The following is a 14,496-nucleotide window of genomic DNA, read 5'->3' on the forward strand; positions in this document are numbered from 1 at the left end:
TCCGCTTAACGACGGGTGGCAACGCTGATGTCGCCATTCTCTCGCCGCGAGTTCATGCTGTCGGGCGCGGCGCTGGTCGGCGGCTCGCTGCTGGCCGGATGCGAAGCGCGCGTCAATGAGCTGGAAGGCGGCTTCACCGGCGTGAACATCGATCGCGGCCACGCGCTGCGGGATCGTTTGAAGCGCGGTGGTGACGCGCTCGCGCCGAGCGTGACGCACCGCGCGGGCGTGGTGATCGCGGGTGGCGGCATCGCGGGGCTGTCTGCGGCGCGCGCGTTGCGTTTGGCGGGTGTGGACGACTTCGTGCTGCTTGAGCTCGAAGACCGGCCCGGTGGCAACAGCAAGGGCGGCAGCATCAAGGGTATATCTTGCCCGCTCGGTGCGCATTACCTGCCCGTGCCCGGCGACGATGCCAGCGAGGTGCAGGACTTTCTCGAAGAACTCGGCCTGCGCAAGCGCGTTGCGGGCCGCTGGCAATACGACGAGATGAGCCTGTGCCACAGCCCGCAGGAGCGTTTGTTTTTCAATGGTCAGTGGCAGGAAGGTCTGCTGCCGATGCAGGAGGTGGGCGCGGGCACTTTGCAGCAGTACCGGCGCTTTTCCGAACTGGTGGCAGAGCAGTCGCGCGCGGCCGCATTCACCATGCCGACCATGAAAACGTGGATGCGCCACGGTGGCTTGCCAGCGTCGCATGCGGCGCTCGATGCGATCACCTTCGACGCGTGGCTGGCGACGCACGGCCTTGGTGATCCGCATCTGCACTGGTATCTCGACTACGCCTGCCGCGACGACTACGGCGCGAGTGCGGCGCGGGTGTCCGCGTGGTCGGGCATCGCCTATTTTGCAAGCCGCCACGGCTTTCATGCACCGAGCGAAGAGCAAATCGGCGAGGACGAGCGCGACGCCGTGCTCACCTGGCCCGAGGGCAATGGCTGGCTGAGCCAGCAGCTCGCCGCGCCGTTGGCCGCCAAGGGGCCACTGCGCACCGGCCATAGCGTGATTCGCATCGCGCAGACCCGCCATGCGGTGGAGGTCGATGTGCATGTCGCCGAGACGGATCGCATTGAGCGCTGGGTGGCCGGGCAATGCATCGTGGCGCTGCCGGTGTTTCTTGCTGCGCGCGTGATCCAGTCCGCGCCTGACTTTCTGCAGCAGGCCGCAAAGCGCATGCAATGGGCCCCCTGGCTCGTGGCCAACATCCACGTGGATGCGCCGCTCGATGACCGCGCGGGCGCTGCGCCGTCGTGGGACAACGTGCTGTATGCCGACGCCGTGCCCGGCGGGCTCGGCTATGTTGACGCCAGCCACCAGCGGCTCGATCCGCGCCCCGCACCCACGGTGCTCAGTTACTACCAGGCGCTCGGCGACCTGCCCGACGCTCGCAAGCTGCTGGCCGAGCAGCCCTGGACCTACTGGCGCGACCCGATCATCGCCTCGCTCTCGCAGGCGCACCCGGACCTCGCGCAGCGCGCCACACGCATGGAAATCACCCGCTACGGGCACGCCATGTCCATCCCCGTGCCGGGCGATCAGGCGCTGCTCGGCCGCATCGGCATGGCGGGAATTCAAGGCAAGCGACTCGCATTGTCGAATGGCGAGAGGGTGCCACTCACGCCCACACCCGCCAGCGGCCGCCTGAGCTTTGCGCACGCGGATTGGTCGGGCTATTCGGTGTTTGAAGAGGCCTTTACGCGCGGCTGGGGCGCGGGTGCGTTGACGGCGATGCAGTTGCGCGGCGCGTGAAGCGCCATTGGTGAATATTCACAGGCTTGTCATGGGCCGCTGGCATCGTTTCGCCCATTCTTTCGGAGAAACATTTCGATGCACCAAACCAAGATCGTCGCCGCCTGTGCCTTGCTGGCCTTGTCCATCCTCGGCGCAAGCACCACGGCAAATGCTCAGCAACAGCAGCCTCAAGTCTTCAACGCCACGCTCGCCGGTCATGCGGTACTGCCCGCGCAGTCTTTTGTCGCGTCGCCCAAGGACGCTCCGGCTGATCTGCAGATGAGCGGCAAGTTCACCACCGCCCAGCGCGCCGAGAAGGCGGGCAGCGTGGAGGGCCAGTCCAATGGCCGCCCGACCGGCGTGTCGCTGCCCTTCAAGGGCCAGCCGTTGCAGGGCCATTCGGGCATCAAGCGCATGGCCGACGGCTCGTTCTGGATCCTGACCGACAACGGCGCGGGCGCCAAGGCGAATTCGCCGGACTTCATGCTTTATCTGAACCACTACAAGGTGGACTTCAAGAGCGGCCAATTCAATCGTCTGAAGACCGTTTTCCTGCATGACCCGGACAAGAAGGTGCCGTTTCGCATCGTTCAGGAAGGCACGAAGCAGCGCTACCTGACGGGCGCGGATTTTGATCCCGAGAGCTTTCAGTTCGCCGGTGGCGCGCTGTGGATCGGTGAGGAGTTTGGTCCGTTTCTGATCAAGGCCGATCTGAACGGCAAGGTGCTCGGCGTGTTCGAGACCAAGGTCGACGGCAAGTTGGTGCGCTCGCCCGATGCGCCCGGCATGGTCGCTCCCGGTGCGCCGGACGCGAAGATGGCGGCTTTCCAGGTCAAACGTTCCAAGGGCTATGAAGGCATGGCCGCGTCCAAGGACGGCAGCAAGCTCTATGCGCTGCTCGAAGGGCCGCTGTGGAACGAGGACGGCAAGGCTTATGAGAGCATCGACGGCAAGCAGTATCTGCGCGTGCTGGAGTTCGATGTGAAGTCCGAACAATGGACCGGCCGCCACTGGAAATATCTGCTCGAGGCGAACCACCACGCGATTGGTGACTTCAACATGATCGACGAGACCACGGGGCTGATCATCGAGCGTGACAACAGCGAGGGAACGGCCGACAAGGCCTGCCCGCAAGGGGAGAAGCGCAAGGACTGCTTTGACGATGTGGCCAAGTTCAAGCGTGTCTACAAGGTCGAGCTGACCGATGCCAATGCGGGCGGCGAGCTGCGCAAGATCGGCTACATCGATCTGCTGAATCTGCAGGACCCGAACAAGCTCGCGAAGAAGCCGCTCACCGATGGCGTGCTGAAGTTCCCGTTCTTCACGATCGAGGATGTGGATGTGGTCGATGCGAACCACATCGTGGTGGGTAACGACAACAATCTGCCCTACAGCTCGAGCCGCGATCCGAACAAGCAGGATGACAACGAGCTGGTGCTGCTGGAAGTGGGGGAGTTTCTGCGCGCCAAGTGATTTTTGTCGGGAGTTGAAAGACAACTCGAAGCCAGCGCTGCAGAGGCGGCAGAGGATCGTGCTGCAGCGTGCGCAAAGGTAGAGAGCAACTTGGCCCCCACAGATCTTTGTTTGTGGGGGCTTTTTTTGGTTGGATTTTTTGGTTTGGTTTTTGGGTTGTACGCCGCCTTTGGCGGCGAAGGTTAATCGTTTGTGGGCGGCAATACAGCCCCTCATGCTTTGTTGTAAAGCCTTGCCGTACAGGTGTACTGCCTGCGGCTTTGCGTCGCGCCTGAGGGGCTGTCTTGCCGTTGTGGTGTTTGAATCGAACGCTCGTTTCGCTTCGGTGGCCCGCTGTCTTGGTGCGGGGACCTCTACAATTTGGGGATTGGGCTGTACATGTTGCGGCAGAAATCACTACAAATTTGGAGACCCCATGACCACGATTGAATGGGAAGATGATCTGCTGCTGGGACATCCGGCGGTGGACGCTATGCACGAGGAATTCGTCACGGTGGCGCGGGCCGCGCAGTTGGCGAGTGATGAGGCTCTGCCGGATCTGTATGTGCCGCTACTGGCGCATCTGCGCCGCCATTTCGAGTCGGAGGACCGGATGATGGTGGAGACCGAGTTTCCGCCGCGCCAGTGCCATATGGACGAGCATGCGGCGGTGCTGAAGTCGGCGCTGGAGGTCGAGGCGGAGCTGGCGGCTGGTAACGTGGCGCTGTGCCGTGATCTGATCGCGGAGCTGGTGAACTGGTTTCCCAAGCACTCGCAGCATCTGGATTCGGCGCTGGTGCACTGGGTCAACAAGAGCCGTCTGGGCGGCAAGCCGGTGATCATCAAACGCAACATCAGCAGTCTGAAGAGCGAATCGTTGCCAATGTCCGGCCAAGGCGGTTGACTCCGCAGGGGTGGCAGAATCGAGGCTTCGGCTTGGTCTGAACCTCTTCTTTTCATTTTTCTCTTTTCCCCCATGTTCACCGGTATTGTTCAAGCCACGGCGGGCATCGCCGCCATCGAAGATCGCGCTGGGCTGCGCACGTTCACGCTCGAGTTTCCCGAAGGTTTCTGCCAGGACCTCGAGATCGGCGCGAGCGTGGCGACCGATGGCGTATGCCTGACGGTGACCGAGCTGGTTTCGCCCACGCGCGCCAACTTCGACGTGATGCTGCAGAGCCTGAACATCACCACGCTCGGCAGCTACGGCCAAGGCGACCGGGTGAACGTAGAGCGCGCGGCCAAGGATGGGGCGGAGATCGGCGGGCATCCGCTGTCGGGCCACATCGACTTTCGCGCGACGCTCGCCGAGGTGCGGCATCTGGAGAACAACGTGGTCTGGCGTGTCGCCGTGCCAGAGGAATTTCGCCGTTATGTGTTCGCCAAGGGCTACATCGCGATCCACGGCGCGAGCCTGACCGTCGCCGAAGTCAACCGCCAGGAGGGCTGGTTCGAGATCTGGCTGATCCCCGAGACGCTGCGCGCCACGGTGTTCGCCGCGAAGAAGGCGGGCGATGCGCTCAACATCGAGATCGAGCGCAGCACGCAGGTGGTGGTGGATACCGTGCGCGAGACCGTGCGGGAGAGCCTCGGCAAACTGCAGCCGGTGCTTGAGGCGATCCTCAAGGAAAAGGGCCTGTCGCTAGAGGATTTCGTGCAGTCGCCCATGCTGCCCAAGTGATGATTGACGGGACTGTGCGCCCGCTGCGGCTTGGTGATTTGCCGGGCTTGCTGCGGGTGCAGCGCGCCTGCTATGGCGAGGCTTATGTCGAGGGCGCGGATGTGTTCTCGCGGCGCATTGCGAGTGCGGCCCATTGCTCGCTGGTGCTCGAAACCGAAGGCGTGGTGTGCGCTTATCTCGCCGCTTATCGCAGCTGCATCGGCAAGGTCACGCCGTTGCATGGGGACTTTGGCGTGGTGAGCGCGCCGGATACGCTGTATCTGCATGACATGGCCGTGCATCCCGAATATGTGGGGCAGGGGCTGGCGCATCTTCTGTTGCAGCGCATGCGGGAGATCGCACGCGATGCGCAATTGCCTTATTCCGGATTGGTGTCCGTGCAAGGATCGCAATCCTATTGGGCGCGACAGGGTTACGTGCTGCACCCGTTGACCGATCTTCAACAGCAGCAATGTCTCGCCAGCTACGGCGATGATGCTGTTTATATGCTTGCTGGGTTGGGTTTTACGACGCCTTTGGCTTCGATTAGTTGATCGTTTTGAGGCGGCAATACAGCCCTTGATACTTTGTTGCAGAGCCTTGCCGTATCGACATACTGTCTGCGGCTCTGCGTCGCGTCTCAAGGGCTGTATTGCCGTTGTGGGGAGAGATCAAGTGCTCTGAACTCTTCATGATGTGTCGTTTGAAGAGTCATCGGTTTTTCTCCTTCCCCTGTTTTTTCCTGTCTTACGGCGTCAGCGTGATTCTTTCCTTGGTGACTTTCTCCACCGCGTTGCGCGAATAGGTCAGGGGAAAGTACTTGCCTTCGGCCCAGGTGCTGGCCAGATCGCGGTAATGCGGGCTGGCCGGGTTGCCCGACTGGCCGGGGGTGTTGACCACGCGTGAGGCGTCCCATTGGCCTACGTCGACGACCATGCGGAACGATGCGCCGGAGGTGAGCTGGTAGGTGTCGGGGTTGTAGCTCGTGGCCATGGGCGTAGCCCATGAGCCGCCTACGCCGCCTGCGCCCACGTTCAGGCGCTTCTTGGTGGCGTCGTCGACCACGCCTGCGAGGGGGTGGACGAAGTTGGCCTGGTGCAGCGTGCCCCAGCTCCATTTGAGCGCATCGGCGCCTCGCTTGTCCTGCATCCATTGCATGGCGGGGGCGATGGACGAGAGCAGCAGCTTGTCGCGGTCGGCGGGGCTCATCCAGCCTTGCGGGTTTTCGAGCACGGCGATCATGCGGGTGGCGCTGGTGTCCTTGGCGAAGGCGCGTTCGTTGGGTGCGAGCAGCTTGTCGCTCACCGCCTTCTTGAGCGTCGCGTTGCTCCATACTTCGTAGAGTGCGGCGGCCGGACTGTTGGCGGACATGGTGCCATTCCAGTTTTTGAGCAGCGTCAGGCCCTCGGCGATCTGGCCGTCGTCGCTCTCCAGCGGCGCGAGCAGCTTGAGCAGGCGCTGTGCGGGCACAGCGACGATGTCGGTCTGCCAGGCTTCTGAGTCGGCCACGGTGAGCTTCTTTCCATCCTTGGCTGCCTGCTGGAACAGGGCATGCAGGCGCTGCGCGCGCGCCGAATCGCTCCATTCGTAGCCGATGCCCTTCTGGTACAGCGGATGATCGGGCGGCACGTTGTTCTCGTTGGCCGTCACCACATAGCCGCGCTTCGGGTTGTATTCCCATGGCAGCTCATCGCCGTTGCGGTAGCCCGACCATTCATAGCGGCCGTCCCCGGGCACGGGCATGAGGCCGTCCCAGTTGATACGGATAGGAGTGAGTCCGCCGGGAATCCAGCCGATGTTGCCACTGCTGTCGGCATAGACCTGGTTCTCGCCGGGCGCGCCCCAGCGGTTCATCGCGGCGCGGAACTGGTCGAAATTCTGGGCGCGCATGTAGTCCATCGATCCGAAGTACGGCGCCATGCCGTAGTCCAGCCACGCGGCGCGCAGCGCATAGGCGCGGCCCTTGGTGGTGACCAGCACCGGGCCGTGGCGGGTGTACCAGTTGTCGACCTTGCGCGGCGCGTTCTCGCCCTTGACGACGATGAGCTCGGTCACCTTGGTCATTGGCTCCCAGCGGCCCTGGTACTTGTATTCGCGCTCGTTGGTACGGAAGGTCTCGTAGACGTAGAGGTCCTCCTGATCCATGTAGAAGCGTGTCAGCCCGAACGCGATGCGGCCATTGTGGCCGATGGAGATGCCCGGCAGAAACGGCTCGCCCGCGCCGATCACGTCCATGCCCGGCGCCGAGATGTGCGAGATGTAGCGCAGGCTGGGTGCGCCATGCGCGCGGTGCGGATCGTTGGCGAGGATGGGGCGGCCCGTTGTCGTCATCGATGGCGCGATGGTCCAGTTGTTGCTGCCGTAGCTGGCCATGGTGTTGGCGTCGGCCACGTTCAATGTGGAGGCGGAGAGGTCCAGCAACTGTTCGGGCGTGGTGTTCGCCGCGAGCACCTTGACGTTGTCCTTGGTGAACTTGGGGCTTGCGGTGGCGAGCGCATAGGCGGCCTTGAGCTCCTTGCCCGGCAGGCCGCAGACATTGAGGCCGTCGGGCACCTGCGGCTTCACGTCTGGCACCAGCTCGCGGCGCAGCCAATCGACGCGCGCGCCGTTGGACTTGCCGTCGCAGAAGGCCTGGGCGCGGTCCACCTCGCTGGTGAAATTGAGCGTGAGGCCATGGTGGCGGATGCGCACGATATCTTCCGCCGCCCATTGCGCGGGCTGGTAGCCGAGCAGTTTGAATTCATCCGGCAGCAGCGCGGGATCTCCCTTGACCTCGGCAACGTAGGCGTTCACTCCGGCAACGAAGGCCTCGGCCACGCGTTTGGAATCGGAGCCGTAGGCCAGCCATTCGCGGTACATGTCGCCACGGAACAGCACGGCGCGCGCGGCCTTGTCGCTGTCCACCCACGAGGCGCCGAAATCCGCCGCCATTTCGCCGAGCCCACGCTTGCGCCACAAGTCCATCTGCCACAGCCGGTCACGCGCGGCCATGTAGCCCTGGGCGATGAAGGCATCGTACGTCGATGCGGCATAGATGTGCGGCACGCCCCATTGGTCGATCAGCACCTCGGCGGGCCTCTCGAGCGCTGTCAGCTTGGCCTGCCGGGTGTTGGTGGACGTTGAGATCGAGCTACAACCCGTGACGGCGAGGACCACCGCGAGCAGGGCGGCGAGTCGCGGCGGGTGCATGGTGAAGGGGGGCGCGGGATGGCGTTGCATGGGAGTCTCCTTGGTGTGATGTCGCTGTCTGGTGAGCGACTGATCGCCGTTGTAAGGCGGAACCATGCTCCAATGCGCGCCGCTGGCAAGAAATACGGGTTTGCGCGGCAATTTGTTATCAAGTGTGTGTTTCCATACATGCCTCCGGGGCTTGTAAATCACCCCAGCCATAATGCGCGCATGCCAAATCGCTGGAAGCCCAACGTTACCGCAGCAGCCGTCATTGAGCGTGATGGTCATTTCTTGTTGATTGAAGAGGACACCGCTGATGGTCTGCGCCTGAACAATCCCGCTGGACATCTCGACCCCGGCGAATCGCCTGTGCAGGCCTGCGTTCGCGAGGTGCTGGAGGAGACGGGCTACGACTTCGTGCCCGAAGCTCTTGTAGGCATCTACATGAACCGCTTCGTGCGCACTCGTACCGGCGACGACATCACCTATATGCGCTTTGCGTTCTGCGGCAAGGTGGGTGTTCATCACGAATGGCGATCCCTTGACGACGGCATCGTGCGCACCGTGTGGATGACACTCGATGAGATCAAGTTCACCCGGGCGCGGCACCGCAGCCCGTTCGTGGTCCAGAACATCGAGGACTACCTGAACGGCCAGCGCTACCCGCTCGAAATGGTCCACACGCACGACAGCGTCTACAAGTCACCTACCTGAATTTCGATCAGCTGGCCTGCTTGAGCAGCCAGCCTAGCAGCAGTGCGTGCACGCTGTCGGGTGCCGCCGCAGCGGGCGCGAGCAGGCAGTAACGTGAGCCATCCTCGACAAAGCCGAGCGGCGCGCTGAGCACGCCGCTTTGCAGATCGTCCCTTACCAGCTCCTCGGGCCCGATGGCGACGCCAAGGCCTGCAATCGCTGCCTGCAGGCTGAAATAGAAGTGCTCGTAGACCTGCGAATTTGCCTGCGCCCTGGTCTGCGGTGGCAGCGCCTGCCTGCTGATCTGCGACCAGGTGCGCCAAGCGTCCGACCGGGTGCGCGTGTGCAGCAGCGGCGCGTTGGTGCGCAGCAGCTGCTTCTGCGTGAACCAGCGTGCCACCTGCTCGGTGCGGCAGACCGGACCGATGCGTTCGGCGAAAAGCACATCCGCATGCATGGCGGACGGCGGCCATGCGAAATCGTCGCGGCGAATCGCGAGATCGATGCCTCCACTGAACGAGAACGCACCACCACCCGCAACCAGATGCACCTGCGCGTGCGGATGCGACTTTGCCAGCTTGCGCAGAAACACCGGCCAGCGCGGCAGCAGCCAGCGCATGAGCAGCGTCGGCTCGCACGACAGTGTGAGTCGCTGCCCATCGGCCGCGCTCGCGCGCAGCCGCTGGCAGGCGCTGCGCATGCGCTCCATGCCCTCCCGCACGGCGGTCGCCAGCTCGCGTCCCGCATCGGTGAGGAAAACACGCCGACTGCGACGCTCGAACAGCGCGATGCCAAGATCCTCTTCGAGCGCACGAACGGCCCGGCTGATCGCGCCATGCGTCAGATGCAGCTCATCGGCTGCGCGCCCGAAATGCTCGAGCCGCGCAGCCATCTCGAAGCAGCGAAGTGCATTCAGCGACGGCATGCGCTGAGCCAACATTGGTGAGTCCAACTCACCATCATGGTCAGAATTCATCGTTTGATTGTGCACCCTGTCACTCATACGATCCAGTCGTCTAACAAACAAGAGAAGAGTTGCGCGATGAATGCATGGTTCACTGTCATCACCATCACCATCACCACACTGGCGGTGATCAGCCCGGGGCCGGATTTCGCGATGGTCTCGCGCAACGCGCTGATGCTCTCGCGACGCGCGGGCGTGCTCACCGCGCTGGGCATCGCTCTCGGAGTCTGGGTGCATGTGACCTACACGCTGCTCGGTGTGGGGCTGCTCATGCAGCAGTCGCTGCTGCTGTTCAACATCGTGAAGCTGCTGGGTGCGCTGTATCTGATCTACATCGGTGTGCAGATGCTGCGTGCCCAACCTGGCGCGAAGTTGCCGCAGAAAGTCACCCAGCCGCCCTCGGACTGGGCGGCGCTGCGCACCGGCTTTCTCACCAATGCGCTGAATCCCAAGACCACGGTGTTCGTCGTAAGCCTGTTCATGCAGGTGGTACAGCCCGCCACGCCGCTGGGCGTGCAGTTGGCCTACGGCAGCTTCATCTCGGTGGCCCACCTGCTCTGGTTCGCGGTGGTGGCCTGCTGCTTCTCCGCCGCCTCGGTGCGCGAGCGGCTGTTGGCGGTGCGGCACTGGATCGACCGGGTGTTCGGGGCCGTGCTCGTGAGCCTTGGGTTGGCGCTGGCGGTCTCGCGCAACACATGAATCGGGTAGACCGGCACTGAGGCTCCGATCTACCTCATGCGATACAAACTTCTTATGCCGAAGTGTCCGGGAAGATCGGCTCGCCCAGATTCAGCATCAAGCGATTGGCCCAGGCGAAGATCGCGTCGGAGTGCAGCAGGTCCAGCACTTCGCCGTCGTTCAGGCCTTGGGCTTTCAGCGCATCGATGTCAGCGGCGGCCAGCTCGGCAGGCTTCTCGGTGATCTTCACCGAGAACTCGCTGATTGCCTTTTCACGCGCCGTCGTTCCGGCCGTGCGTGGTTCGTCGAACACCTGCTCGATCACGTCGGCGCGCTTGGCGAGCTGCTCGAAGCGTTGCGCGTGCACCGACGCGCAGTACACGCAGCCGTTGATGCGCGAGACCACGGTCGCACCCAGTTCGCGCTCGGCGCGCGAAAGGCCGCCGGGTGCATACATGATGGCGTTGAACGCGGTCGAGCGCTGGCGCAGGATCTCGGCCTGGTGCACAAGGAACAGGTAGTAGTCGCTGGTCTTGGCTTTGGGGTGGCTTTCCTCCAACACAGCGATCTGCGCGGGCGTGGCCTTGTCGATTTCCACGACGTCAAGCCACGCATCCCATTCGAGCGATTCGTTGGTGAAACCGTGCGACTGGATCAGCTTGGCGGGTTTGAAAACGGCGGGCGTGCTCATGCGTGGGCCTCCTCTTGTTCAGATGCCTTCATCGCCTTGAGACCGGCGACGAGGCGAACTTGGTACGACAGGAAAGCGATCAGCTGCGACAGCGCGACCACGGCGGGCGTGCTCATGCTGGCGGCGGGCAGCGCGAGCAGCGCGGCCTTGTCGCCTTCCACGGGGTCTTCGATCAGCGTGCGCGTGAACTGCAGCATCGCGGCCAGGCGCGTGTCGGCCACGTCCTTGGGCTCGCCACGGTCGGCGATCTCGACGAGCGCCGCATCGCAACCCACGGCGATCAGGCGCTCGCGGTAGTGCGTCGCAAGCTCCGGTGCGGGCGTGAGCCTGCAGGCGTAGAGCGCGACCAGCAGGCGCTCGGTGAGCGAGATGTCCTTGTCCAGCGATGTGTCGAACAGCGCGTCGTAGCTGCCTTGGGTGGCCGCGGCGACCTTCTCGCGCTGATGGCGCACCTCGTAGGTGCGGCTGCCGGGCTTGAGGCCAACGATGCGGTCGACGAGGTCATCGGCCACGTCGTAAGTGGTGGTTTGGTCTGCCATGCACACGCTCCTTCTTCAATCTGATTGCTTGCTCTGGGCATGCGTGTTGACCGCATCGCGCAGAAACTGCAGCACGGCGGGCCAGGATTCGGCGTCGGCGCGTGCGTTGTCCTTGTTGTTGCCGCCGCTCGTGCTCACCATGCCGGAAACCGGATGCGCATACACATGCTGCGTGGTCGGCACGAACGGGAACAGGATAGAGTGGCCCGCGTCCTCGAAGTCGAGCCACTGCACCGCGTGCGGATGCTGCACCTCGGCGAGCCGGTCGCGCACGATCTGTGAGAAGGTGCTCGACGGCCACGAGCCATCGTCCGTGCCCGAGAGCAGCATCACCGGGCCTGCGATGTTTTCTACCGGAATGCGGGCCTTGGCGATGGCCTCGGGGTCCTGCAGCGCGGTGCGCATCGCACGGTCGTGGCGATGCGGTGCGGGGCCTTCGTCGAATGGCTTCCAGCTTGCGGTGCGATTGTCTTCCCACCAGTGGCGCAGCGGTTTGCCATCGAGAAGCCAAGTCGGGCCTTCGCGGCCGACGGTCGGGTCGCAGGCGTTCTGGCCGCTGTGCACGTAAGCGCTCGGCACATAGCCGACGACGGCGTTGACCTCCTTGGGGAAGGTCGCGCCGAGCAGCAGCACCAGTTCGCCGCCGCGCGACTGGCCGCTCACCGCGACGAAGTCGTTCTTGGGCTGCACATGCTTGCGCAGCCACTGCAGGCCCTTCTGGAAGTATTCCAGCGGCGTGTTGGAGATGTAGTCCGACAGGCCGGGCGCCTTGAAGTAGGCGAGCGTCAGCGCCGCGAAGCCGCGCGATGCGTAGAGCGCCGCGCGTGGCTCGTTGAAGCCGCCGCCCGAGCCATTCAGAATCATCACCGCCGGGTGCGGACCTTCGCTCGCAGGCAGGTACAGCGTGCCGACGAGACCGTCTTCTCGCACCTCGCGGCGCGTTACGCCCTCGGCCGCCAGTCGCTGCGTGAACGTGGCAACGGCGGGTGGCTGCGGGCTGTCCTTGCCGCGCGCGCTGAGAGTGGTGACGAGCGCATCGGCCACAGGCTGGTTGAACAGCTCGCGGCTCTTCGAGTTGACGGGCGACTGCGACCAGATCAGGCCCATGCCATCGATGCCGCCGTAGCTGCCTTCGGCGGCCACGTCCTGCGTCAGGTCGATGCTGCCGCCAGGACCGGTGAGAAAGCTTGCATGGCTCTGCCACGTCACGCCGCTGCGCACCGTCTCGGCGGTGATCTCGATGAGCGCGCCGGGCTTGGCGCCGCTCACCACGATGCGCCGCGGCTCGTCGATCAGCCCGTCTGCGGGCGTGACCGTGATTTGCAGCGCACTCATTACTTGGCCACCTTGGTGACCATCATCGCGGCCGTGCGGTCGCTGGTCATCGGGGTGACTTTCAGGCCCTTCTTGGTGGCCCAGATATTCTTGTAGTGGAACAGCGGAATGATGCCCGCGTCATCCGAGACCACCTTCACCGACTGGCGCAGGATGGATTCGCGCTTGGCGGGATCGAACTCGGCGGTGGATTCGGCGAGCGCCTTGTCCACGGCGGCGTTGCTGTAGCGGCTCCAGTTCGATGCGCCCAGACCCTTCTTGGTGTCCACGGTCGCCAGCACGTTCACCAGCGCGTAGCTAGCCTCGCCCGTGCCGTTGCCCCAGGCGAGCATGCTCATCGCATATTCGTTCTTGTTGGCGCGGCCCGAGTACACGGCCCATGGCACGACTTCCACCGCAGTCTTCACGCCGATGCGTGTCCAGAACTGCGCGACGGCCTGTGCGGTTTCTGGGCCCTGCGGATAGCGGTCGTTGGGCACGTGCATGGTCAGCTTGAAGCCCTCAGGGAATCCAGCATCGGCCAGCAGCTTCTTGGCCTTGGCGGCGTCGAACGGAATGTTTTTCACGTCGGGGTTGTAGCCGAAGGTGCCCTTGGGCATCCACTGATTGGCCTCGGTCGCGGCGTCCTGCAGGATGCGCTTGGTGATCGCGTCGCGGTTGATCGCGAGGTTCAGTGCCTGGCGCACGCGCTGGTCGAGCAGCGGGTTCTTTGCGAGCGGCTTGCCAGCGTTGTCGGTGATGAACTGGCTCGGCGTGGCGCTGAAACTCGGCTGCAGCAGCATCACGCGCAGACCGTCGTACGGATACACGCTCACATTGGCGGCGTTTTTGAGCTTGGTGAGGTCGGACACCGAGACCTTGTCGATCACGTCCACGTCGCCCGCGAGCAGCGCGGCGGTGCGCGCGGCGGCGTTGTTGATGTAGCGGTAGTTGACCTTCTCCCAGAGCTGCTTTTGGCCCCAGTACGCGTCGTTGCGTTCCATGATCACGCGGTCGCCCGGCGTGTACGACATGTACTTGTAGGGGCCTGTGCCGACCATGGCCTTGCCGGAGTTGTAGTCTTCAGTCGAAGATTTCTCGCCCACATGCTTGCTCACCACATGCACGGATGCGAGGTTGAGCGGCAGATCGGGATTCGGCGTGTTGGTTTTGACGATCAGCGTGTGGGCGTCCTTGGCAGTCATCGATTCGATGGTGCGCAGGTAGCCCGCATAGGTCGCGACGCTGCCCGGCACGCCCTTGCCACGCGTGTATGAGTAGATCAGGTCGTCGGCGGTGAAGGGCTTGCCGTCGTGCCACTTCACGTCCTTGCGCAGCTTGAATTCCCAGGTCGTGGGGTCGAGGTTCTTCCAGCTTTCGGCCAGGCCCGGTTGCAGCTTGTTCCACTTGTTCTCGACGAGCAGATCCCAAAAATGCAGCGCCACCGAGCGGTCACCCGCGTGGTTGTTCAGCTGTGGATCGAGCGAGGACAGCGGGTCCGCGAAGCCGATGCTCAGGTTCTCCGCATGCGCGGCCATGCCGGCCGACAGCAGCGCGGCGGTGAGGGTGGAAAGAAGGACTTTGTTCATGGCTGACTCCTTGAAATTCG

13 protein-coding genes are annotated in these 14,496 nt (G+C 63.7%); 7 read left to right on the plus strand and 6 right to left on the minus strand.

The annotated features are described in order from the left end of the window. Positions 1-27 precede the first annotated feature (27 nt). The 5 genes from G7047_RS24565 to G7047_RS24585 all read left to right on the plus strand — a co-directional run bounded on the left by G7047_RS24565 (position 28) and on the right by G7047_RS24585 (position 5,391). Positions 28-1,743: an NAD(P)/FAD-dependent oxidoreductase gene (locus tag G7047_RS24565; RefSeq protein WP_166310916.1), complete on the plus strand. Its 1,716-nt coding sequence runs from the start codon at positions 28-30 to the stop codon at positions 1,741-1,743. Between the two features lie 78 nt (positions 1,744-1,821). Beyond that, the gene (locus G7047_RS24570; RefSeq protein ID WP_166310918.1) at positions 1,822-3,198 is read left to right on the plus strand and encodes an esterase-like activity of phytase family protein; all 1,377 of its coding nucleotides are present in this window, start codon (positions 1,822-1,824) and stop codon (positions 3,196-3,198) included. Between the two features lie 415 nt (positions 3,199-3,613). Then, positions 3,614-4,081, plus strand: coding sequence for a bacteriohemerythrin (locus tag G7047_RS24575; protein ID WP_166310920.1), 468 nt, complete (start codon positions 3,614-3,616; stop codon positions 4,079-4,081). 72 nt (positions 4,082-4,153) lie between these two features. Next, positions 4,154-4,858 carry a riboflavin synthase subunit alpha gene (locus tag G7047_RS24580; protein ID WP_166310922.1) on the plus strand — a complete coding sequence of 235 codons (705 nt, stop codon included), beginning with the start codon at positions 4,154-4,156 and terminating at the stop codon, positions 4,856-4,858. Beyond that, positions 4,858-5,391 carry a GNAT family N-acetyltransferase gene (locus G7047_RS24585; RefSeq protein ID WP_166310924.1) on the plus strand — a complete coding sequence of 178 codons (534 nt, stop codon included), beginning with the start codon at positions 4,858-4,860 and terminating at the stop codon, positions 5,389-5,391. The genes G7047_RS24580 and G7047_RS24585 overlap by 1 nt, the downstream gene beginning before the upstream one ends. 193 nt (positions 5,392-5,584) lie before the next feature. Here G7047_RS24585 and G7047_RS24590 read toward each other — a convergent pair whose 3' ends face one another. Continuing rightward, entirely contained in the window at positions 5,585-8,056 is a 2,472-nt protein-coding gene (locus G7047_RS24590) for a penicillin acylase family protein (protein WP_240939253.1), read from the minus strand. Positions 8,057-8,236: 180 nt separating this feature from the next. On the opposite strand from G7047_RS24590, the gene G7047_RS24595 reads away from it, so the two are divergent. Continuing rightward, entirely contained in the window at positions 8,237-8,722 is a 486-nt protein-coding gene (locus tag G7047_RS24595) for an NUDIX hydrolase (protein WP_166310926.1), read from the plus strand. Between the two features lie 7 nt (positions 8,723-8,729). Here the strand turns inward: G7047_RS24595 and G7047_RS24600 are convergent, their stop codons facing one another. Then, positions 8,730-9,677 carry a LysR family transcriptional regulator gene (locus G7047_RS24600; protein ID WP_166310928.1) on the minus strand — a complete coding sequence of 316 codons (948 nt, stop codon included), beginning with the start codon at positions 9,675-9,677 and terminating at the stop codon, positions 8,730-8,732. 66 nt (positions 9,678-9,743) lie between these two features. On the opposite strand from G7047_RS24600, the gene G7047_RS24605 reads away from it, so the two are divergent. After that, positions 9,744-10,364, plus strand: a complete 621-nt coding sequence (locus tag G7047_RS24605) for a LysE family transporter (RefSeq protein WP_166310930.1) — start codon at positions 9,744-9,746, stop codon at positions 10,362-10,364. Positions 10,365-10,416: 52 nt separating this feature from the next. On the opposite strand, the gene G7047_RS24610 is transcribed toward G7047_RS24605, so the two are convergent. Genes G7047_RS24610 through G7047_RS24625 form a run of 4 tightly spaced genes read right to left on the minus strand, consistent with a single transcriptional unit; the run spans position 10,417 to position 14,476 of the window. Continuing rightward, positions 10,417-11,034: a peroxidase-related enzyme gene (locus G7047_RS24610; protein WP_166310932.1), complete on the minus strand. Its 618-nt coding sequence runs from the start codon at positions 11,032-11,034 to the stop codon at positions 10,417-10,419. Then, on the minus strand, positions 11,031-11,573 hold the full coding sequence (locus G7047_RS24615) for a CMD domain-containing protein (protein ID WP_166310934.1): 543 nt from the start codon (positions 11,571-11,573) through the stop codon (positions 11,031-11,033). Before G7047_RS24615 ends, G7047_RS24610 begins: the two co-directional genes overlap by 4 nt. A 15-nt stretch (positions 11,574-11,588) precedes the next feature. Then, positions 11,589-12,908 carry an acyl-CoA thioester hydrolase/BAAT C-terminal domain-containing protein gene (locus tag G7047_RS24620; RefSeq protein WP_166310936.1) on the minus strand — a complete coding sequence of 440 codons (1,320 nt, stop codon included), beginning with the start codon at positions 12,906-12,908 and terminating at the stop codon, positions 11,589-11,591. Further along, entirely contained in the window at positions 12,908-14,476 is a 1,569-nt protein-coding gene (locus G7047_RS24625) for an ABC transporter substrate-binding protein (protein ID WP_166310938.1), read from the minus strand. Before G7047_RS24625 ends, G7047_RS24620 begins: the two co-directional genes overlap by 1 nt. Positions 14,477-14,496 lie beyond the last annotated feature (20 nt).

Origin of the sequence: Diaphorobacter sp. HDW4A (assembly GCF_011305995.1) — a bacterium.
Lineage (GTDB): Bacteria > Pseudomonadota > Gammaproteobacteria > Burkholderiales > Burkholderiaceae_C > Diaphorobacter_A.

Coding starts and splice junctions, on each gene's coding strand:
- G7047_RS24565 (WP_166310916.1), top strand. CDS start 28: ATGTCGCCATTCTCTCGCCGCGAGTTCATGCTGTCGGGCGCGGCGCTG.
- G7047_RS24570 (WP_166310918.1), top strand. CDS start 1,822: ATGCACCAAACCAAGATCGTCGCCGCCTGTGCCTTGCTGGCCTTGTCC.
- G7047_RS24575 (WP_166310920.1), top strand. CDS start 3,614: ATGACCACGATTGAATGGGAAGATGATCTGCTGCTGGGACATCCGGCG.
- G7047_RS24580 (WP_166310922.1), top strand. CDS start 4,154: ATGTTCACCGGTATTGTTCAAGCCACGGCGGGCATCGCCGCCATCGAA.
- G7047_RS24585 (WP_166310924.1), top strand. CDS start 4,858: ATGATTGACGGGACTGTGCGCCCGCTGCGGCTTGGTGATTTGCCGGGC.
- G7047_RS24590 (WP_240939253.1), bottom strand. CDS start 8,056: ATGCAACGCCATCCCGCGCCCCCCTTCACCATGCACCCGCCGCGACTC.
- G7047_RS24595 (WP_166310926.1), top strand. CDS start 8,237: ATGCCAAATCGCTGGAAGCCCAACGTTACCGCAGCAGCCGTCATTGAG.
- G7047_RS24600 (WP_166310928.1), bottom strand. CDS start 9,677: ATGAATTCTGACCATGATGGTGAGTTGGACTCACCAATGTTGGCTCAG.
- G7047_RS24605 (WP_166310930.1), top strand. CDS start 9,744: ATGAATGCATGGTTCACTGTCATCACCATCACCATCACCACACTGGCG.
- G7047_RS24610 (WP_166310932.1), bottom strand. CDS start 11,034: ATGAGCACGCCCGCCGTTTTCAAACCCGCCAAGCTGATCCAGTCGCAC.
- G7047_RS24615 (WP_166310934.1), bottom strand. CDS start 11,573: ATGGCAGACCAAACCACCACTTACGACGTGGCCGATGACCTCGTCGAC.
- G7047_RS24620 (WP_166310936.1), bottom strand. CDS start 12,908: ATGAGTGCGCTGCAAATCACGGTCACGCCCGCAGACGGGCTGATCGAC.
- G7047_RS24625 (WP_166310938.1), bottom strand. CDS start 14,476: ATGAACAAAGTCCTTCTTTCCACCCTCACCGCCGCGCTGCTGTCGGCC.